Annotated in this window: 14 protein-coding genes; 5 read left to right on the top strand and 9 right to left on the bottom strand. The window is 64.3% G+C overall.

Annotated features, from left to right (window positions below; genetic code table 11):
* Positions 1-395: 395 nt before the first annotated feature.
* On the bottom strand, positions 396-3,374 hold the full coding sequence (locus AC5Y7D_RS04055; RefSeq protein ID WP_499921903.1) for an AMP-binding protein: 2,979 nt from the start codon (positions 3,372-3,374) through the stop codon (positions 396-398).
* Between the two features lie 12 nt (positions 3,375-3,386).
* Complete coding sequence (locus AC5Y7D_RS04050) at positions 3,387-3,854, bottom strand: STAS domain-containing protein (protein ID WP_499921901.1); 468 nt, start codon at positions 3,852-3,854, stop codon at positions 3,387-3,389.
* Positions 3,855-4,179: 325 nt separating this feature from the next.
* Between AC5Y7D_RS04050 and AC5Y7D_RS04045 the strand changes: the two genes are divergently transcribed.
* From AC5Y7D_RS04045 to AC5Y7D_RS04035, 3 genes are all read left to right on the top strand, one after another.
* Positions 4,180-4,995, top strand: a complete 816-nt coding sequence (locus AC5Y7D_RS04045) for a GAF and ANTAR domain-containing protein (RefSeq protein WP_499921898.1) — start codon at positions 4,180-4,182, stop codon at positions 4,993-4,995.
* 280 nt (positions 4,996-5,275) lie between these two features.
* The gene (locus AC5Y7D_RS04040; protein ID WP_499921895.1) at positions 5,276-6,457 is read left to right on the top strand and encodes a glycosyltransferase; all 1,182 of its coding nucleotides are present in this window, start codon (positions 5,276-5,278) and stop codon (positions 6,455-6,457) included.
* Positions 6,454-7,476, top strand: coding sequence for a glycosyltransferase (locus AC5Y7D_RS04035; RefSeq protein WP_499921892.1), 1,023 nt, complete (start codon positions 6,454-6,456; stop codon positions 7,474-7,476). Before AC5Y7D_RS04040 ends, AC5Y7D_RS04035 begins: the two co-directional genes overlap by 4 nt.
* Before the next feature lie 176 nt (positions 7,477-7,652).
* Here the strand turns inward: AC5Y7D_RS04035 and AC5Y7D_RS04030 are convergent, their stop codons facing one another.
* Entirely contained in the window at positions 7,653-8,144 is a 492-nt protein-coding gene (locus AC5Y7D_RS04030; RefSeq protein ID WP_499922186.1) for a hypothetical protein, read from the bottom strand.
* Between AC5Y7D_RS04030 and AC5Y7D_RS04025 the strand changes: the two genes are divergently transcribed.
* Positions 8,028-9,017, top strand: a complete 990-nt coding sequence (locus tag AC5Y7D_RS04025; protein ID WP_499922170.1) for a glycoside hydrolase family 130 protein — start codon at positions 8,028-8,030, stop codon at positions 9,015-9,017. The genes AC5Y7D_RS04030 and AC5Y7D_RS04025 overlap by 117 nt on opposite strands.
* Before the next feature lie 29 nt (positions 9,018-9,046).
* Here the strand turns inward: AC5Y7D_RS04025 and AC5Y7D_RS04020 are convergent, their stop codons facing one another.
* The 3 genes from AC5Y7D_RS04020 to AC5Y7D_RS04010 all read right to left on the bottom strand — a co-directional run bounded on the left by AC5Y7D_RS04020 (position 9,047) and on the right by AC5Y7D_RS04010 (position 11,865).
* Positions 9,047-9,511, bottom strand: a complete 465-nt coding sequence (locus AC5Y7D_RS04020) for a hypothetical protein (RefSeq protein WP_499921889.1) — start codon at positions 9,509-9,511, stop codon at positions 9,047-9,049.
* 102 nt (positions 9,512-9,613) lie between these two features.
* Positions 9,614-10,969, bottom strand: a complete 1,356-nt coding sequence (locus tag AC5Y7D_RS04015; protein ID WP_499921887.1) for a fatty acid desaturase family protein — start codon at positions 10,967-10,969, stop codon at positions 9,614-9,616.
* Between the two features lie 455 nt (positions 10,970-11,424).
* Positions 11,425-11,865 (bottom strand): hypothetical protein, encoded by a 441-nt coding sequence (locus AC5Y7D_RS04010; protein ID WP_499921884.1) that lies wholly within the window; start codon positions 11,863-11,865, stop codon positions 11,425-11,427.
* A 172-nt stretch (positions 11,866-12,037) separates the two neighbouring features.
* Here AC5Y7D_RS04010 and AC5Y7D_RS04005 point away from each other — a divergent pair, with 172 nt between their 5' ends.
* A complete protein-coding gene (locus AC5Y7D_RS04005) occupies positions 12,038-12,763 on the top strand; it encodes a TetR/AcrR family transcriptional regulator C-terminal domain-containing protein (protein WP_499921882.1) in 726 nt (241 codons plus the stop codon).
* A gap of 136 nt (positions 12,764-12,899) precedes the next feature.
* Here the strand turns inward: AC5Y7D_RS04005 and ppsA are convergent, their stop codons facing one another.
* The 3 genes from ppsA to otsB all read right to left on the bottom strand — a co-directional run bounded on the left by ppsA (position 12,900) and on the right by otsB (position 20,586).
* Positions 12,900-15,296 (bottom strand): phosphoenolpyruvate synthase, encoded by a 2,397-nt coding sequence (gene ppsA / locus AC5Y7D_RS04000; protein WP_499921880.1) that lies wholly within the window; start codon positions 15,294-15,296, stop codon positions 12,900-12,902.
* 345 nt (positions 15,297-15,641) lie between these two features.
* Positions 15,642-16,850: an MFS transporter gene (locus AC5Y7D_RS03995; protein ID WP_499922169.1), complete on the bottom strand. Its 1,209-nt coding sequence runs from the start codon at positions 16,848-16,850 to the stop codon at positions 15,642-15,644.
* Positions 16,851-16,938: 88 nt separating this feature from the next.
* Complete coding sequence (gene otsB / locus AC5Y7D_RS03990) at positions 16,939-20,586, bottom strand: trehalose-phosphatase (protein WP_499921878.1); 3,648 nt, start codon at positions 20,584-20,586, stop codon at positions 16,939-16,941.
* Positions 20,587-20,835: the final 249 nt, after the last annotated feature.

Here is a 20,835-nt window from a genome sequence, read left to right as displayed (position 1 = left end):
TGCGGTCGCCGCCGGATATCTCCGGGAGGCTGGGGAGTCAACCGGGAAGAACGATACCGCACGCGGACACGCGTAAGGGAGATTACTGGAATTTTCTCGGCCTCGCTGCCCACCGTTGTGGGTTGGTGCGCGCCCGAGGTGGAAGTCGCGCCGGCGAATTCCGTGACATGTAGCCCTTACCAACACATTTCGACAAGTCCGCCATCTCGGGCGAACTGGGTGACTGGCGATCCGCGTCGTGGTGATCGAATCTGGAAGGTCGCGCTTCGCGAGTACATCCGCGTCCGCGGTATGTCCTGCGTGCCAACCGAATACGAGGGTCGCCTCAGTTGGCACCGCGCCGGCAAGTGCGTCGCGATGGGCGAAATCAGGCAGACGCGGAAAATGCGGAATCGCTAGGGCCCGCCATGGTCTTCCTCTGCGATTGGGTGGGCCAGATTGGGACTTGCCAGCGTCCGTTTATATCGGCCGTCAATGTGGTCGTGGTACCAGGTCTTTTCGCACGGCCTTGGCAGTCCGGACGCGCGCAATGCGTTCGACAGGGGGCGGTAAGTAGGCGTCAGTGGTATGCGGTCGACAATATGGACAACGGCGGGACGCTGGTCCCGGGGGAGGCCGCTCAGCGCCGTGGTCAGCATATTCGCGGTGAGGACACCGGCTCTGCCAAGTGTCACAGCCGCGACCGCCACGTCGTGCGCATCAGTGGCTACGGGGTATACCACGGCCAGCTCGATCGCCGTGATGCTGCCGAGCGTGTCGCAGATCGGCTGGCCGAAGACTGGTCCGTACGCGGACTGGATCACGGCGTTCCGATTGTCGACGAACCAGTAGTCGCCATCACCGTCGCGGCGAAACAGGTGGTCCGTGCTGATCCAGGTGTCTCCGTGCCCGAATACCGAGCGCATCGACACGCGTGCGGCATCGAGTCCGGAGCGCGGCTTCGTCAGCAGCACGCCGATCTCATCGTCCGCGCAGGGGCGTACGAAACCGTCGACATCCACCATGAACAGGCCGTTGGCTGGATCGTAGGCCGCGAGCCGAATCTCGCTGCTACCCGGCAGCGGCCGTCCCTTGGCCCCGATTTTTGTGCCTGCGACATTGGCCAACACGGCGTCCCCCTCGGTGGAGGCGTAGAACTCCAGCACCAGCGCGGGGAAGAATCGGTCGGTGACTTTGTGCCACAACCCGATTGGCATTCCGGAGCCGATGAACAGGCGGATCGGGTGATGTGCGGCGAGCTCGGGCGACGCCGCCTCCACCAGTTCGAGCAGCATCGCCCAGGTGTAGGTCACCACCGTGACGCCGTAACGGTGGACTTCCTCGGCGAAACGCGTCGGATCGACACCACGGGTCAAGGCAATGCGCGACCCGGCCGCTACCGCGCCGCCCAGGCCAACCATCAGGCCCGAGGGATGGTGCAAGGGGGTCAGACAGTAGATTGTGTCGCCGTGGCCGAGTGCGGCGGCAGTGGCTGTGCCGTAGGCGGACAGCGCCCACCGATGATTGGTGACCTCCTTGACCATGGCGCGCCCTCCGGTCGTGCTGAAGAACACGAAGGCAAGATCGCTTGCCTTGCCCGGGTTCGGCCGAAACCACTTCGGCAGCCGCGCGCCGGGCAGATCGAGACCGTCCAGCTCGACTACCCGTTTCCGCTCGTTGCGCGAGAGGTCCGTGGTGCGCGCGCGACCGAGGACGAGCACCCTGGCGCCGGTAGCGACGGCAGTCACCAAATGGCCCGGGTCCGTCACGATATCGGTCACCTCGCACAGACGGACGGCGGCAGCAAGGTCGTCATCAGGGGGTAGCAGTACCGCCACCGCACCCAGCCGCGACAGTGCCGCGATCGCGGTCAGGGCACTGGGGTTGGTGTCCATCAACACCCCGATGTGGGCTCCCTGGCGGATACCGGCTGCGATGAGGCCCCGCACTGCGTCGTCGATGCGCCGATGAACGGTGCGGTTGGTGTGAACTCGGTCCTCGAACAGGAAGCATTCCTCCTCGGGTGCCTTGTTCGCCTGTTCGGCCATCAAGGCGCCCAGCGACACTCGGGTATGGGGCTGGAGCCGGCCCAGGCGGGCGAGCTGGGGCAGTGTACGCACGGCCGCGCCGGCGATTTCCCGGCCGCTGCGCGCTGCCCCTACCACGGCGTCGGCCAGGCCCACGCTCACGCCGATGCCCAGTTCGGCCAGTGCACCCGCCGAGTGACCGATGCGCGACGCAAGACCACCTACGTCATCGCTTCCACCACCTGGGTTCAGCTCCATCGGGTGCACGCCGTCCGGCTTGGGACCTCCACCGTCCTCCCAGAGCACCCACCCGCCGACGGTAGGCCAGGTCTGGGTGGCGGCGGTCGTTCCAACAACAAGCCCGAAGTGACCTGCCCGCAGCAGCACCTCGGACACCTCAGCACGAGGTGCGGCCCGGCGGATCCCCCGCACCGACGCAGGCTGGCCGATGTCGTCGATCTCACCGATGAAAGCTACGACCGGACAGGTGATTTCGGCGAGCGTGATCAACGTGCCATCGATCACGGCACCACCGGCCATCATGCGGTTATGGACCACGAACTGCCGCAGCAGCTCGGCGACCGCCGGACCCGACCAGGCCACCCAGCCCTCCACCTCGAGGAAGCGGCGTTGTTGTTCCCTGGGCAGTAGCGCTTCTCGGTCGTGCAGCTGCCGGAGAAAGTCCCATCGGGCACGGACCGTTTTGATCGGGTCCAGAAGTTGAAACCCGGTGCGCGCCATCCATCCGGATACGGCCAGGCGGTTGAAGACGTGATCGGCGACCAGTTGTGCGCCGCGGCCCGCCAGAGCCGCGGGAATTCCGAACGGTAGACCGCTCAACGCATCGACTGCGCTTCCGAAGGTGATGACGCTTGCCAGGCCCTCGGAACGGCGGTAAGCCGCGGTCTGATAACAGAACATGCCGCCCTGCGAGTAACCCGCCAAGTGCACGCTGCGGCCGGTGTGAGATTGCACCGAGTCGATGACCGCGCTCAGGGCCACCACATGGTCGCTCAACGTGCGTTCGAGGCCGCCCGTTTCCAGGTCTGGTGAGCCGAAGTCCACCACCCACGGGTCCACGCCGAGATCGTGCAGCACCCCGACCGCCCCTTGGTCCCTGGTGACATCAAAGACATTGGCCGACATCATCATTGGCGGTACAAGAACGACCGGGGGCCGCGCCGGATCGCTCGCCGCAGCAGGGAAGTATCGCCGGAGCCGGTACATGTCGCATCGTTCCACGATCTGAAACGGCGACGGAACCGATGCGGTCTGAAAACCACCGAACCGCAACACCTCGACACCGTTGTGCAAGGTCGCGATCATCCGGCTCACGGGAGCGGCTGTCAGTCCGCTGACCCATGTCACCGGTACCACATGTCAGGCCGACGCTCCGGCACGGTCCCCCGTGGTCTGCATCGGAAGCTGGTGCTGGAGGAAGGCATGTGCCGCACCGACGGTGTAGACGATTGGCAGCGAGTCAGTCGGGTCGCAAATTCGCAACAGCCGCGATACCGCAGTGCCAGGCACTAAAACCCAGTCTATTCCGGCGTCCGCGCAGCCTACCGAGATTCTCTCCAGCGCGGAAAAGCCGGCGGCGCCGAAGAATTCCAGATCGGCCATATCAAGGATCAGCGCTCGGCAGTGCGCCAGGTCGGCGAGTATGTACTCGGTGAAGGCGTGTGCGTTCGCAGCGTCGATCTCGCCATGGGCGCTGACAATGGCTACCGCCGACTTGGTCCAGTGAGTGCTCAATCGCGCTAATTGGCTTTCGTCCCGCGTCTTGAGCGGTGTGGTGAAAATGGGGTGGCCGGAATCGCCGGAGGGTTTTGATAGTTTGTCGATCATAGTGATCCAGTCCTTCGGACGATCACCGGCCTGTCGCGCTCGGGGTTAACACCCCTGGGATTCAGCAGCGTACGGCTGAAACCTGTCCCGACCAGCTGAGATTCTCAGCAGTCCTGACACTACACCCGTTCGCGGGTTCGGTACAGGTGAACAGCACTGCGGACACCAAGGAAAACCGCCGGCTATTTCGCGTTTGGTCCGGCCGGTCAATCTCGCTCTAGGATGGGAGTAATCTCGCGGCGGGTGGCGCCCGGGTATTGTGCCTTGTCACCGACAATGTTGTTCAAATGTCGGGCCGAGCAAGATGATGGAGCAGGTACCGGCAATGGTGGATCTCACCGAGGGCCCTGATGGACCGCCCCTGGGGCCGAATCAGCTCATGGCCGATGACGCCGATTTGCGGGCGGCCATCGGCAGTCTTGCTGGCCTGGTCACCGATCACCGCCGCTTGCCTGAGTTGTTGGGGGAGGTGGCTGCGTTCGCCGTGCGCGCGATACCGGGGGCCGACGGTGCCGGGGTGACGTTGCTGAATGTCGACCGGGCGGACAACATGGTCGCGGCGTTGGCGGCCAGCGCCCCCTTTGTCGCAGAGATTGACGAAATCCAATACGTGACCCTCAATGAGGGGCCCTGTATCACGGCGGCGCTGGAACGTCGCACGGTTCGGTCCGGTTCATTGGGGGGGGAGAAGAAGTGGCCGCGATTCGGTCCGCGGGTGGGCAGGTTAGGTGTGCACAGTGCGCTGTCGGTGCCACTGTTGTTGCCTGATCGCGTGGTCGGGGCCATCAATGTGTATGCCTACGGCAAGGACGTTTTCGATGAGCACGCCGCCGAATTCGGCGAGTTGTTCGCCAAACCCGCGGCCGTTGCCTTGTACAACGCGCAGATCCTCTCGGCCGCGCTTGCTCTCTCTGTCCAGCTGCAGGCGGCGCTGTCCACCAGGCCGGTGATCGACCAAGCGATCGGCATCATCCGCGGACGTACCGGGCGCAGCGCCGAGGACGCGTTCGCTCAGCTGCGGGCGATAAGCCAATCTGAGCACCGGAAGTTGGCTGATGTTGCCCAACGCATTGTCGATGAAGCCGTGCGCCGTGCCCGCGCTCGGGGCCGCGCGGAGCTGGAAAGCCGCGCCGTACCGTAACGAACGGGCCTGCTCCTACCGAAAGGGATTTCACCACCAGCCGTTTCAGGGCGTTGGTCGTCGATTGAGTGGGCTGGGCTCGCGTCAGTCGAGTGCCTGAGCAGGCCGAGCTATTTTGGGCATCCTCGCTGGCTGAATCTGCGGCAGCGCTGATCGGGTGTAACGTTGCTAGGGGCTGGGCACCCAGCCAGTCCGGGATGAAGTCAGCCGTCCGCTGCTGGCCTCCATGAGCATCCGCTCGCGCCGGACGAACCGGTGATAACCTGCCGCAGGGATCACCTTGACCGACTTGTCCGATCTTGAAATATCCAACGTTCCTCTTGTGGCGCAAGGTACTTGCGGCTCACCAAGTTTCAGCATTCTCAGCACGTATCCTCCGACGCCATGTGGTCTGGCAACGTTCAGTGCGGCCTTGTCGAAAGGGTTGTGCGCGAATGGATCTGACGTCACCGTCGTGCGTGTGGCCGACGGCTTGCCATCTCTTGACGGTCGGGTGGTCGGAGAGCTGGTCAACGGTTCGGCTACATCGGTGGCTGCCGCCTCCGAACTGCTGAATGAGAGCGACATCGCTGTCGTGCAGCATGAGTACGGCATCTACGGCGGTGTCGACGGAGACGAGGTGGTGGACATCATCGCCGAGCTGCACGTCCCGGTCATCGTCGTCGCCCACACGGTCCTCAACGAACCGACCCCGAATCAGCGTTGGGTGCTCGAGTCGATCGCGGCGATGGCAGCCCAGGTGGTTGTCATGTCGGAGGCAGCCAGGCAACGCCTGTGCCTCGGCTTCAACGTCGATCCGTGCAAGGTTACGACGATTGTGCATGGCGCTACCGTGCCAAGCAATATCGCCCCACCGGTGCGGTCGGACAGGCCGACATTGTTGACGTGGGGCCTGCTCGGGCCGGGAAAGGGCATCGAGCGGGTGATCGAGGCGATGAGTTCGCTACGCGATCTCCCGGTCCGGCCGCGCTATCTGATTGCCGGCCGGACGCACCCGAAGGTTCTGGCAGCCGATGGCGAGGCCTACCGCGACGCTCGTGCCGAACAGGCGCGCCTCGGTGGTTTATCGGACTCGGTGTCGTTCGACGCCAGCTACCGTGATGTGTCCTCGCTGACGGAACTTATCCAGTCAGCCGCCGTGGTTGTGCTGCCCTACGACTCCACCGAACAGGTCACTTCCGGCGTACTGGTCGATGCCATCGCCAGCGGCCGTCCGGTCGTCGCCACCGCATTTCCGCACGCGGTCGAGCTGCTGGACAGCGGGGCGGGCATTGTCGTCGGCCACGACGACCCGGATGCGTTGGCGTCAGCTCTTTTCCGGCTCCTGACCGAGCCGCAGCTGGCCGCGCAGATGGCCGCCGAGGCCGCGCGATTGGCGCCAGGGATGGCGTGGCCGATCGTGGCGACCGCTTATCTCGAGCTTGCGGCAAAACTTCTCCGTGAACGTGCGGCGCTGGTATGACCGGCACCCTGCCCGAGCCCCGATTCGACCACCTGCTGCGGCTGACAGACCGTCGCGGCACGTTCGAGCATGCCTGTTTTGCCGAACCCCGGCACGAACACGGCTACTGCGCCGACGACATGGCCCGGGTGCTCGTCGTCAGTTCCCGAGAACCCAACTCTGGTGGGGAGGTCAACGGCCTTTCGCGGGTAGCCGTGCAGTTCCTCAACGATGCACAGTCCTACGCCGGCCCCTGCCGAAACCGGATGGACATGATGGGACGTTGGCAGGATGAGCCCTCCCTGGAGGACTGTTGGGGGCGTTGCATCTGGGGATTGGGGACCGCCGCCGCCCATAGTGATGTGAATCTGATTCGTCGGTTGTCCGTCATTCAGTTCGAAAGGGCCGCAAAGGCGCGATCGCCATGGCCTCGTGCCATGGCGTTCGCCGCGTTGGGCGCCGCCGAACTCCTCTCCGTCGATCCCGGGCACCGGGCCGCCCGCCAACTCCTTACGGACTATGCCGGGACCGTGGCCCAACCGAAGGGCGACGTGACGTGGCAATGGCCTGAGCCACGACTGACCTACGCGAATGCGGTTCTCCCCGAAGCGATGATCGCCGCGGGCATTGCGCTCGACGATTCGACGCTGCGGCAACAGGGTCTGGATCTGCTGGGTTGGCTGGTCGGACAGGAGACGGCAGGGGGTCAGCTCTCGCCCACCCCCGCAGCGGGCAGAGGCCCGGACGATCTTCGGCCCGGGTTCGATCAACAGCCGATCGAGGTGTCCACCCTCGCCGACGCCTGCGCGCGCGCCGCTGCCATTGACGACGCTCCGATCTGGGTCGACGGGGTCATGGCGGCTGCCGCCTGGTTCGCGGGCGTCAACGACGCTCGACAGCTCATGTGGGACCCGGAGACCGGCGGCGGATTCGACGGCCTGCGCGCCGATGGAGTGAACCGCAACCAGGGTGCGGAGTCGACGTTGGCGGTGCTCTCGACGATGCAGCACGCGCGGCGTTTCTCGACGGTGCGGCAATGACTTCCGGGCAGACGGGGCTCGTCACGCGCAGTCCCCAGCGGCTAGCGGCCGACCCGTCGCGGGTCATCACCCGACTATTCGTGCCGGGCCAGGAGGGGTTCGAGCACCAGGAGTCCCGAGCGGCAGGGGTGCTGGCACGAATCCTGGCTCTCAGCGAAGAGCAGGTCCGGTCGTCGCTAGACGATATCGTCGTGAGATTCGACTCTCGTCACCGCGACCTTGCCGGTACCTTCCGTCGACACGCCGAAGAACTCTCCGATCGGTTGGAGCCCGGTGTGCAATGCTCCGCAGCGCGAAAACTGTTGATAGGTGCGGCATTCACCAGTGAGTACGCCATCGAGGGAGCTGCGCTGTGCAACCCGGGTATCGTTGCACACCCCGATCAGGCCGGGATCGCGCCAGGCGCATTGCGATTCGTGATGAGCGTCCGGGGCATCGGCGAGGGGCACCATTCGTCCATCGGGTTCCGGACTGGTGTCGTCGACGCGGCCGGCCGTTGCTCCATCGATCAACCGGGTCCATTCGCCATGGTCGGGGCGGCGGAACCTGCCTTGCTCGATGCAGCCGTCTTCCGGAGTGAACTCGCCAGGCTCGAGCAGGCCGGGGAGGCGGCCGACTACGTACTCGGCCGGCTCGGCCGAAGCTTCACCCGAGCTGATCTCGATCACCAACTCACGCAACTGGAGGCTCACCTGCGGACCCGCGGACACGCCGAGGAGACGATTGCCTCATTCCGCAGCATCGCAGACCGCACGTATGCGGTCGAATTCCGCAGCCCTGCGCCACTTTGCGAGTGTGTTCTGTGGCCCTCGATGAGCGCAGAACAGGGCGGCATGGAGGATGCACGGTTCGTCCGGTTCACCGACGACGACGGCACCGTTACCTATTATGCGACCTACACGGCCTACAGCGGGTCCCGCATCAGCCAGCAACTCCTGACAACCACTGATTTTCAATCGTTCACCTCTGCGCCGATCGTCGGACCCGCGGCTGCCAACAAGGGTCTGGCGTTGTTTCCGCGCCGGATCCGTGGTCGCTTCACTGCGATGTCGAGATCGGATCGCGAGTCGAATACCGTTGCCTACTCCGATCATCTGTCCGTTTGGGGGAGTGCGCTGCCTTGCCAGAGTCCTACCCGAGCCTGGGAGGCGTTACAACTCGGGAACTGCGGCCCGCCCATCGAAACCGACGCCGGGTGGCTGGTCCTCACCCACGGCGTCGGCCCGATGCGGACCTATTGCATCGGTGCGATTCTGCTCGATCTCGAAGACCCGACAAGGATTCTCGGCTACCTCTCGGAGCCGCTACTGAGTCCAGCTCATGACGAGCGTGACGGCTACGTACCCAATGTCGTCTACAGCTGCGGTGCTTTGCTTCACGCCGACACCCTGGTGCTGCCGTACGGCATCGCTGACGCCGCAATCGGCGTTGCCACCGTGCCACTACCCGAACTCCTCGCGGTTCTGGGCAGCGCCGAGGGCATTTCGAGTGGGACTCGCGACCATGCGCCGTTGGTGAACATTGTTGACAGCGGTCACTAATGGGCGTTTACTCGGGACATCTCAAGCATTCAGCGATGGCTGGATTTCATCTGAAAACCCCGACTGATCAACGGTTTTCCGTTGTTCCCGCCGAATCGAATCCCGTCACCATCCGACAGCGACGTGTACGAGGAAACCCGCGTGCTGTCGTGCCCACTCTTCAGGAAAGGAGAAAGGCCATGGTGGATTCTGCCGATGAACGGCGAGATACGTTCGGAGAACACGTGCTTCACATTGGCGCCGGGTTCAAAGCAAAGGAGCACCCGCACATATTGGAGGCGCTCGCTACGCTCGGTCCGCACCTGTTGGGACGATGGGATGCCGGGGACCTCGATGTGGAAGTCTCGTTGCAGGATCGCGGCGGCAAAGAACAGCGCGTCACTCTGCGCACGAGCCTGCCCGGTCGCCCACCCTTGGTTGCGGTCGCCGAGAATCCAGATATCACCTACGCTTTGACCGAGGCCAAGCGGGAGTTGATCCGACAGCTTGAACACCAGAAGTCTGTGGGGGACCCGATGAGCAATCGCCGGCGCGGAAGCGCGACGATCCGCCATTGAGCCGCCGCCGTTGCGTGGTTCGTGTCGCCGAACCAGCAGTCAGCGGCTGCCTTTAGCAACCAGATGCAAGACGATAAGCGGTGCGGCGACCGCTTCGCTCAGCCGCTTGAGTCGGCTCCCTGACAACGACTCGCGGCGACTCGCCATGGCCGAGTTTCTGCGTCGCTGAGCAGGTCCACCACTCTTGCGGTGGCGAATCGCACTGGCCAGTCCGTACCTACCTTGGTCACCTTGGGCCGAGTCGGCGTGGGCACCGGGCCCCGGCGCGGAAGGACCGAATCTGTTCTCGGAGGCGGTTTCCGGCGCGTCATCGGATGTCGCGCGCAGGAATCGATCTGGCAGGGCCAGTTTGGCGATTGTGCGTAGGGTCTGCAGGTATTGGCCGACAAGCGAACCAGTGGTGTAGGGCAGGTCGTAGCTGGCGCAGACCGCCTCCACCCGCTCGGCGATCTGCGCATAGCGATTACTGGGCAGGTCCGGGAACAGGTGGTGCTCGATCTGGTAGCAGAGGTTTCCGCTCATGAACGCCATCACCCGACCGGCACGAAAGTTTGCACTTCCCAACATTTGTCGCAGATACCACTGCGGCTTGGTCTCACCGTCGAGCACATCGGGAGTGAATTTCTCGGCTCCGTCCGCGAAGTGGCCGCAGCAGATGACGGCATATGCCCAAAGATTTCGCAGCAGATTGGCGACCGCGTTGGCAAACAGTATCCGCCGCCAGCGCCGTCCGCCGAGCGCGGGCAGGAGCAGGTAGTCTTTGCCGGCCTGACGCGCGATCTTGCGGCGCATACGCCGGGATTGTGCGGACTTCTCGGCGTCGGTTTCGCATCGGTCTTGTTCGGAGTACAGATCGTGCAGCGCGATACCCCATTCGAAAGTAGCCGCCAACAACAAATGGCGCAGCGGCTGGAGCAGGTTGCTGGGCTTCCACTCCTGGTCTCGGGTGACCCGCAGCACACCGTACCCGAGGTCGTCGTCGACACCGACGACGTTGGTGAAGACGTGATGTCGGTAGTTGTGGGAGTACCGCCACTGTGCAGACGGACCAACCATGTCCCACTCCCAAGTGGTGGAGTGGATTTCAGGATCATTCATCCAATCCCACTGGCCGTGGCCGATGTTGTGGGCCAGTTCCATGTTCTCCACGCTTTTGGCGACGGCTAAGGCGACTGTTCCGACCACCCAGCCGACTCTGGTGCGGCTGCCTGCGACCACTACCCGGGCGGCGAGGTCAAGGCAGCGTTGAAAGGCGATGGCGCGATGGATGTACAAGGCGTCGTCGGCGCCACGCGCGTCCTCGAAGTCACGGCGGATCGCGTCCAACTCGACGGCAAGTGACTCTAGATCTGCGGCACTCAGATGGGCGTATTCGGCTACGTCTGCGATGGCCATCAGTGCGTCACCAATTCGTCGGATGCGGACCCCAGGCCGGACCGCGGGAAGTTGGCAACGATCAGTTCGATGGAGAATACCGTCGACCGGATCCCGGCCTGGTGACCACAATTCGGTGCCGTCGATGGTCGATCGTGAGTGATGTGTTGGATGACAGTCCGATTCGCGGTATACATCGTGAACTTTCCTGAGTGAATACCACCATGACTGCCCGGTTGCGAGCGATCGACTCTCACGCTGTCGCGAGCGGGACAGGGTGTTCCGGACTGGCTGGACTGTCAACCAAGGCCAACTTTACGCGTTCTGCACCACGGACACGGCCTATGAGAGGTTGTTCTCACCCGGGTTGGGACTACCCGACGGTGGGTAAACTACGCCGCTCGAGGACTCGAGCAGGGTGCTCGAAGCCACCTGCGAGGGCCTTCAGTCCCGAGATCCGGCGGCACAGATCGTGCCTATCGGCGGCCGGCGTCGGCGCGGGGTGTCGCCGGTTGTCGAAACCACGACCGGCGACCGAGGATGGAACCCCTCATCCTCCTCGGTCGGGTCGTGGCAGGCTCTGGACCCAGAACTGCCCCGGTGGCCGCGTCGGCGGACTGTTTCTGGAAGTCGCGGTCGCGGTGCACAAACTCCACTTCGCGCTGGGTCCTCCTGAGCTCACGGCGGGCATCGCGCCCCCGGCCCGCGGTGCGATGTGCTCCGACGAGCAGAACACTCAAACCCAGCATCGCCATCGCGCCGACGACCATCCCGAAAAGAAACAAGGTGCCGGTCGAGCCGGTGACGTGATAGCCCAACACCGAGAAGCTCTCGTGCAATGGGTGAACGGTTCCCGCGTTGTTCAGCACACCGAGCACCCCGACGACAATGGCGAAGAGTAGAACAACCAATCCCACGATGACAATCATGTCGAGAACTCCGATTTCAGTGCTATCAGTCCATTACACGCCCTAACTAGTTGGGTGTCAACGGTGTTAACATCTGGCGTAGACGTTCAGCGTTGTATATCAGCGCTGAATGAGACCGGTAGTCGCTACGTTGAGGAACCAGAAGCGGAGCAACCAGGAAATGGCGAAATTGTCGACGCGACCCGATTTGGGCGCTGACGACGAGCACCCATCGGCCACCGAGCGCGATAGAGGTCAGCTCAACCGGTCGATAATTCTGCGAGCCGCGCTGCGGATCGTGGACCGAGAGGGCGTGGACGGGCTGTCGATGCGTCGCCTCAGTCAAGCGCTGGGCCGAGATCCGGTGATGCTCTACCGACACGTACCCAACAAGGCCGCGGTGCTCGATGGGGTCACCGAACTCGTCCTCGCCGAGCTGTCGGTGAACAGCAACGACCCAGACTGGGCCGGCCAATTACGCTCTGTCGCAAGAGACTTCCGGCGGTTAGCGCTCGCGCATCCAAACGTGGTGCCGCTGCTCGTCACCCGGCCCCTCGTCACTCCACTCGGTCAGCGGCCCCCCGGGATGCTGCGACCGCTGGAAGACGTCCTGTCGCTGCTCACGTCTGCCGGCTTCGCAAGCGAGGATGCCCTACATATCTACCGGGTGCTGTTCGGCTACCTGTATGGCCACATCCTCAATGAGTTACAAGAGGTGGTCGAGCGACCCGAAGAAACCGACGATGTATTACGGCTGGGCCTGCACCGACTCGCAATCACCGAATTTCCGCAACTACGCGCGCTGGCACCCGTCCTGGCATCCTACGACGGCGCCGCCGAACTGGACCGCTTCCTGGACCTGTTGCTTCCCGGCATCACCGCCACCCTCGGTCACCATGGTCCGTAAGCGGCATCGTTGGCTCGGCGCAATGCGCTGACGTAGTCCCAACGTTCCCGGGTGGTCTCATCTTCGCCTGTGGGTGGATCGTCGAAGAGGCGTCAGATCCCGATCCCGTGCAGGCGCCGATCGGGCGCCTCGCCACTCATTGAGCCGGCACGAGCTGATTTTCCACCTCGAGGACCTGGCGGGTGGTCTTGATCACCGTATCAGGATTCAGGCTCATCGAATCGATACCGAGCCGGACCAGGAATTCGGCCATGTCCGGGTAATCCGAAGGCGCTTGCCCACACAGCCCCGAGTGAATCCCATTGCGGCGGCAGCCCTCAACTGCCAGGCGGATCATCTGCTTGACCCCCTCGTCGCGCTCGTCATAGTCGAATGCCACGATCTCGCTGTCCCGGTCGACGCCGAGGGTGAGCTGAGTCAGGTCGTTGGAGCCGATGGAGAAACCGTCGAACCGCTTGGCGAACTCGTCGATCAGGATCACATTGTTCGGAATCTCGCACATCGCGTAAACCTTGAGCCCGTTCTCGCCCCGGCGCAGTCCGAGGTCGGCCATCGTCTGCAGGACGAGGTCCGCTTCGGCGAGCCGCCGCACGAAGGGAAGCATCAGAATCACGTTCGTCAGGCCCATCTCGTCACGCACGCGGCGCATGGCGCGGCATTCGAGCGCGAAACCTTCGGCGTAGGCGGGATGCGCATAGCGCGAAGCACCGCGGAAGCCGATCATCGGGTTGCTCTCCGACGGCTCGAAGGCGGCTCCGCCGATGAGGCTGGCGTACTCGTTGCTCTTGAAGTCCGACATCCGCACCACGACCGGCTTGGGCCAGAACGCGGCGGCGATGGTGCCGATTCCTTCCGAAAGGCGTTCCACGAAGAAGGCGCTGCCGTCCGGGTAGGCCTGTGTGAGCCGGTCGATCATCCGGCGCGCCTCGGGGTCCTCGACCTTCTCGGGGTACAACAGGGCCAGCGGGTGTACCCGGATGTACTCGCTGATGATGAATTCCATCCGGGCAAGTCCCACACCGTCATTCGGCAAGAACGACGTCTTGAACGCGAGGTCGGGGTTTCCGAGGTTGAGCATGATGTGAGTCCGGGGCCGAGCCAGATCGGCCACCTCGGTGCGGTCCACGTGGAAGCCCACCTGACCCCGGTACACGCGTCCGGTGTCGCCCTCGGCGCAGGACACCGTCACGACTTCGCCGTCGGGGACACGGGTGGTCGCATCACCGGTGCCGACCACTGCGGGAATGCCCAGTTCCCGGGCGATGATCGACGCGTGGCAGGTGCGGCCGCCGCGGTTGGTGACGATGGCCGCGGCGGTCTTCATCACCGGCTCCCAGTCGGGAGTCGTGGTGTCTGCGACCAGCACCTGGCCCGGCTCGAATTCCTCGAGCTGCGTGAGATTTTCGATCCGTTTCACGGCACCCGAGGCGATCCGTTCGCCGACCGATCGGCCCTCGGCGAGAATCTCGCCCTTACCCTCGAGCGAATAGGATTCCAGCGCCGTCGCACTGTGCTGGGATGCCACGGTCTCCGGGCGGGCCTGCACGATGTAGAGCTTGCCGTCCAGACCGTCCTTGGCCCACTCCATGTCCATCGGGCGCCCGTAGTGCTGTTCGATGGTGCATGCGTAACCGGCCAGCTCCAGAACGTCGTCGTCACTGAGGCAGAACCGGGCCCGGTCGGCCTTCGGGGTGGGAATGTTTCGTGTGGTGTTCTTCGTTTCGCCCTCGACGAGGATCATCTTCACGGCCTTGTCGCCGATGAGGCGGCGCAGCACGGTACGGTGCCCGGCGAGATAGGTCGGCTTGTGGACGTAGAACTCGTCCGGGTCGACGGCACCCTGGACCACGTTCTCGCCGAGGCCGTAGGCGCCCGTCACGAAAACCGCGTCCCGAAAGCCCGACTCGGTGTCGATGGAGAACATGACGCCCGACGACGAGATGTCGGAGCGGACCATCTTCATCACGCCGATCGACAGCGACACCTTGAAGTGGTCGAAGCCCTGGTCGATTCGGTAGTGAATGGCGCGGTCCGTGAATAGGCTGGCGAAGCAGCGGCGACACGTGTCGAGCAGGCTCTCTTCACCTTTGATATTGAGATACGAGTCCTGTTGGCCGGCAAAGCTGGCCGTGGGCAGATCCTCGGCGGTAGCCGAGCTGCGCACCGCCAGGCTGACCTCCTCGCCGTACTCCTGCTGAAGCTTGTGGTAGGCATCCAGAATCTCGGCTGCCAGATCGTCGGGGAGCCCGGCGCCGTAGACGATCTCTCGGGCGCGCTTGCCCTTTCGCGCCAGCGCCGCGACGTCGGCCGGGTCGAGCTCATCGAGCTCGGCGTGCAGCCGGTCCCACGCGCCGGCCTCGTCGAGCATGTAGCGGTAGGCCTCGGCGGTGATCGCGAAGCCGTGCGGGACGCGGACGCCCTGACTGGAAAGCTTCTGGAGCATCTCGCCCAGCGAGGCGTTCTTGCCGCCCACGAGCGGGACATCCTCGATGCCGAAGTCCTCGAAAAAGCTTACGTACGTTGGTGTGTTCATGGCGTATGCTCTCTCGCGTGTCCGAGCGGTAGATGGCGTTCCGGTGACTCACATGCCCGACTCCGCGTTGCGGCTCGGCTGCTTGAAGTGGGTATGCGTGATTCCCGGCCGACCGGGTCGAGTATCCGCAGTGACGGCTCTCACCTGCGATAGCGCCACCATGTCAATCTCCCACGGCACCATGTGCGGTGCCAGGGCCGAAGGTCACTCGTCGGAGACGACATCGTGCCCCTGTCGTCACAAGACCGTGGTGACCGTGTCCGTTGATCGGGATGAAAGACGTTGTGCCGGTGGTCATCACGTGCGGTTGCGGTGCAGCACGATGCCGGCTTGGGTACAGACCCGTCAGGGCGCCTGCGCGGCGCTTGACCTGCCGCGAATCCAGGCGGCGCCGGTAAGAATGAGGAGGAGTGCCGCAAAGAACCCGCCGGCGATTCCGGAGATCAGCAGGGGCAGCCGGCCGGTTGACCCCCACAACAGGCCGGCCCATAGCCCGGCCGCCAGCACCGCGAAGCCTGTCACGCCCTGGAATACGCCTTGCGCGCTCGACTGCAGCTCGGCGGGGACCAGGCCGGAGATCCAAGCCTTCCCGACGCCGTCCGTGCAAGCTGTGAACAGTCCGTACAACCCGAGGATGAGCCATGCCGTGACTTTGTCGGTGGTCAGTCCGAGCCCGGTATAGCCGACCGCGAAGAAGACCATGCCCACTCCGAACACGGCAGGTCTCGGGAAGCGGTCGGCCAGCGAGCCGGCCGGATAGCTGCACACCGCGTAGACCATGTTGTATCCCACGTAGGCCAGAATGACTTCGGCCACCGAGAACCCGATCTGTTTGAGGCGCAGCAGAATCAGGGCATCCGGAAAGTTGACGACGCCGAATGCGGCCAGCAGCCCGATCGTCCGCCAGTACCGGCCCGGCAGTTGCCGCAGGGTCGCCGGAATTGGCGCCCGACGTGCGCGCTCGACGGGCCGACGACGCTCCCGCACCCATCCGACCATGACCACGCTCAGCACGGCTGGTATGACCGCGATGTAGAGCAGCGGCGCGATCTGATGGTCGAATAACTCATATCCGGCAAGGCCGATCAGCGGCCCGACAACGGCGCCGAGGGTGTCCATCGCGCGGTGAAAACCGAACACGCGACCACGGCTGCCTTCGTCGATTCCGTCCACCAGCAGCGCATCGCGTGGTGCGCCGCGGACACCTTTGCCGATTCGGTCGACCACGCGTCCTGTCAACACCCCGGGCCATGCGCCGGCGATCGCAACGATGACCTTGCCCAGCGCGGCCATTCCATAGCCCACCGCGATCAGAGGACGCCGGGCAAAGCGGTCTCCGAGTGGTCCGGCCGTCAGCTTGGTCAGCGACGCAGCACCCTCCGCAGCGCCCTCGACGGCGCCGACGACGGCCGGGGGAGCGCCAAGCACCACGGTGAGATAGATCGGCAACAGCGGGTACAGCAGTTCGCTGGCCGCGTCCTGCAGGAACGAGACGGCCGACAACACCCGTACGTTGCGGGTGAGCCAGCCGGTGCCGGCTGCGTGATCGATCATGGTGCCGGGTGGCCGGTGCTGGTGGTCGGGCGAGTCTCGGCGGGGCACGAAGTGCGATCGTAGCGCCCCGGGCACTCGCCGGCCTTGCTCAACCGGGGAATATGACGGTGGTCCCGGGCATCAGCTGCACGACTCGACCGTGACATTCCACTTCGACGCCGGCCGTGGCCTCGCGTGGATCCACATTGATGATGACGCCCTTGCCGCTGACCCGCAGGTGTAGGTGCAGACCGCGGTAGCGGATCGGGAATGCCAGCACACCAAGGTTTTCCGGCCAGTATGGGGACAGGATGATGCGGTTGGACCGGGTCTCCATTCCAGTGAAGCACCGTTGCATGAGGTCGACGCTGCCTGCCATGGCGGCCAGGTGCACGCCTTCGGATGTGGTGCCGCCCTGGATGTCGGAGACGTCGGACTTCAGTGCCTGTTGGAAGAAGTCCATCGCCCGATCTCGGTTGGCCCGGGCGAGCACCCAGGTATGGACGACACCGCTGAGGGTCGACCCATGCGACGTGCGGGCCAGATAGTAGTCGACCATGTCCGGGACTTTGTCGGGTCTGAACCGGTAGCCGAGACGGTCGAGCAGCTCACACAGCTCGGGCACCGACATCAGGTAGAGCAGCATCAGCGCGTCTGCCTGCTTGGAGGCCTTGTAGCGGTTCACGTCGTCGTTCTCGGCCTCCAGGATGCGGTCCAGGCGTTGGATGTTGCCGTACCGCTGCCGGTACCGATCCCAGTCCAGTTCCTGCAACTCGCCGTACCCCTCGAACTGACTGATGACGCCCTCGTGGAACGGGACGTACATGCGACGGCTCACGTCATCCCAGTGCGCAAGTTCGTCGCCCTGCAGGCCCAGTGTCTCCAGCAGGTCGAGCCGATTCGGCAGCGGCAGCAGCTTCAGTGCGTCGAAGGCCCGCATGATCACCCAGACGGCCATCACGTTGGTGTAGGCGTTGTTGTCGATGCCGTCGTAGGGCGCATCGGGGTAGCCCGAGTGGAATTCGTCGGGCCCGATGACACCGCGGAGGCTGTAGCGCTCGCGTTCCCGGTCGTAGGTCGCCCTGCTCACCCAGAACCGTGCGATCTCCATCAGCAACTCGGCGCCGTAGTCGATCAGGTAAGCGAGATCGCCGGTCACCTGGTAGAACTTCCATGCGCTGTAGGCGACGGCGATGCCGATGTGGTGCGCCCGGGCGCTGGAGTCGGGGTTCCACCGGCCGCTGCGCGGATTGAGGTGCAGGCGTTGGCTTTCCTCGCGTCCATCGCTGCCGGATTGCCACGGGAACATCGCACCGGAATAGCCCGCCGCCCGGGCGGCTTCGCGAGCCTCGGGCAGGCGACGATAGCGGTAGCCGAGAAGCGACCGGGTGATCATCGGCATCCGCAAGTTGAGTACCGGGAAGATGAACAGCTCGTCCCAGAAAATGTGCCCGCGATATGCCTCTCCGTGCAGTCCGCGGGCCGGTAGCCCGACGTCGAGATCGGAACTGTTGGGGGAGACCGTCTGCAGCAGATGCAGGAGATGCAGCCGCAGGATGCGCAATTCGTCGGTGAAGTCTTCGAACTCGATGGACAGGCGCTCCCAGAGATGTACCCAGCTGGTCCGGTGCCCGTCGAGCAACTCGGCGAACCGGCCCAGTCGGTGCAGGCAGCGCTCGGCGTCGACGGCGGGTTCAGACGTCGCGACATCGCGACCGGTGAACAGGGTCACGATCTTCTCCACCTTCAACGCGTCACCGGGTGAGACTTCGACAGCGATCTCGTGACCGATCTCCGATGCCTCGTCGACCAGGCGATAGGTGGCCGGGACCGGGCTCCCGTCGCGCCAGACGACGGTGCGGGCCGCCATGGCGATCGGCACACGTGACTGAGTCGTCTGAACCGTCAGCAGCACGGAATAGTCGGACAGCGCCCGCTTTTCGAGCAACGCGAGATGATGCTTGGCCAAGTCCCGGTAGCGCTCGACGTTCGAATTCGTGACGTTGCCGTCCAGCGTCGAGCGTATCTCGAGTTTCCCCGACCAATCCTCGGCGACGATCGTGGTCTGAAGGGCAGCGACGTGGGGCATGTGCATCGCGACGAAACGTTGCTGCTTCAGCGAACTGGTGCGTCCTGCGTCGTCGCGGAAGCGCACCTCCCTGGTCAGTACCGCACCGCGAAGGTCGAGCGTCTGTCGATAAGACAGCACCCTGACCGTGTCGATGTCGAACCAGCTGCCGCCGTCGACCCGGAAGGTCAGTGCGAGCCAGTTGGGCAGGTTGACCAAGCTCTCGTTGTCGACTTCGGTGCCCGATACGTCGTCGACGAGACGGTTGTAGATCCCGCCGGCGTAGGTTCCCGGGTAGTGCACTTGGCCGGCCTTCGATTCCGGAGCGGCGCCCCGGGTGGCGAAGTAGCCGTTTCCCAGGGTGCACAGCGACTCGCGAAGTTTCTCGGCCTGGGGGTCATACCCTTCGTAGGTGAAATCCCACGCCTTCGTGGATGTCTCATGTTTGATGATCAGCCAGTTCGAACCGCGCCGGACGAATTCGCACACCTGATCGGGACTCTGCAGACTGAATCGGGCGGCAGTCTTACGGTCGCCGTCCTCGTCATGGCGCACCACAATCCCGATACCGTCGAATTCGACTGCCTCGAAGGCGTCTTCGTCGGTGAGGTCGTCGCCGATGTAGATGGGCAGCAGGCGACCGTCGGGGTCGATGCGGTCACGAATCCAGGCGAGCGTAGTGCCTTTGTCCCAGTCGATGTCGGGACGCAATTCGACGAGCATCCGCCCGTTGGTCACCCGAAAGCCATCGCGGTGTCCAAGTTTATGTGTGGCAGAGACGATCTCACCGATGTGCTCCGAGGCGACCTCTCGGTAGTGGACCGCTACCGCGAAGCGCTTGTGTTCCACTCGAACCCCGGGAATTGCCGCCAGCGCTTCGTCCAGTTCGGCCGCCGCACGCTCGAGAAGCCCCACGGCCGCATCGGCCGCTTCGTTTCGGTGGCTGGTGCCGTCCGGCCCGGTGAGCTCGAAGCCGTGGCTACCGGCGAACCAGATGCCCGGAATCGGCACCCTGGAACGGATGTCGGCGAGGTCGCGGCCGCTGAGTATGGCAACGGGGCATTGTGAGGCCAAGCTCTGTAGCGCCTCGGCGGCTCCCTCGACCAGCGTTGCGGCGCCAGGATCGGCAACGATCGGGGACAGGGTTCCGTCATAGTCGAGGAACAACACCGGGTCGCGGGCGTCCAGAACACCGATGAGCTGACCGTATGATTTCACCGCATCCGGGAGCTCCGACATCCGCCGGTCACCCCGACGGACGCTGACTTCCTCCAGATCCGCAACGACGACGTCGGCGCCGCAAGACCGTAGTTTGTCGGCATTGCCGGCCCGGTCGACCCCGATGACGACTGCGAAGCCACCCTCGTGGGCCGCAGCCACCCCCGCGCCGTCGTTGTCAACGACGATAGAACGTTCCGCGCGCACACCGAGTTCGCCGATGAGGTCGGCGAGGACCGATCCGAGTCCGCCCTCGGCGCAGGCACCGAAGAGATCGTCGATCTCCGCGGCTTTCAAGAGTTGCTGACCGCCCGGGCGCAATCCGTACACCGCGCTGGCGACCCCGGCGTCGTGTAATTTCCGCACCAGCTTGACCGTCGAATCGACTACGGTGACACCGTCCAGCACGGCGTCGAGGTTGAAGATCACGGCGTCGTGGTAGCGCGGGTCGACAGTGACGCGCGGTGTCACAGCAATATCCCTGGCTGAGAAGCGGATTGGGATAGTGCCGCCCCGCTAGGGGCAGATGTGATGGTCACGGTGTTGCTGTCTGGCATCGCGGGTGCCGTCATTGTCATGGGTTCTGTTCTCCGGGGAAGTTGTAAGCGCTGATTGCATCCGACCAGTTGACCGGCGCCGGCGGTAGGGACGGAAGTCCCGCGCCCGAGGGTCGTTCGTCGGCGCTGAACTCAACGGCACGTCGTGACGTCGCCCTCTCGG

The organism is Mycobacterium sp. NGS49, from assembly GCF_059812565.1.
The sequence above is the reverse complement of the archived record's forward strand: the minus strand, read 5'-3'. Positions and strand labels throughout refer to the sequence as shown.

What these genes read in the sequence shown, in the direction of transcription:
- AC5Y7D_RS04050 (WP_499921901.1), bottom strand. Translation starts at nt 3,854, where the DNA reads ATGATCGACAAACTATCAAAACCCTCCGGCGATTCCGGCCACCCCATT.
- AC5Y7D_RS04045 (WP_499921898.1), top strand. Translation starts at nt 4,180, where the DNA reads ATGGTGGATCTCACCGAGGGCCCTGATGGACCGCCCCTGGGGCCGAAT.
- AC5Y7D_RS04035 (WP_499921892.1), top strand. Translation starts at nt 6,454, where the DNA reads ATGACCGGCACCCTGCCCGAGCCCCGATTCGACCACCTGCTGCGGCTG.
- AC5Y7D_RS04015 (WP_499921887.1), bottom strand. Translation starts at nt 10,969, where the DNA reads ATGGCCATCGCAGACGTAGCCGAATACGCCCATCTGAGTGCCGCAGAT.
- AC5Y7D_RS04005 (WP_499921882.1), top strand. Translation starts at nt 12,038, where the DNA reads ATGGCGAAATTGTCGACGCGACCCGATTTGGGCGCTGACGACGAGCAC.
- ppsA (WP_499921880.1), bottom strand. Translation starts at nt 15,296, where the DNA reads ATGAACACACCAACGTACGTAAGCTTTTTCGAGGACTTCGGCATCGAG.
- AC5Y7D_RS03995 (WP_499922169.1), bottom strand. Translation starts at nt 16,850, where the DNA reads ATGATCGATCACGCAGCCGGCACCGGCTGGCTCACCCGCAACGTACGG.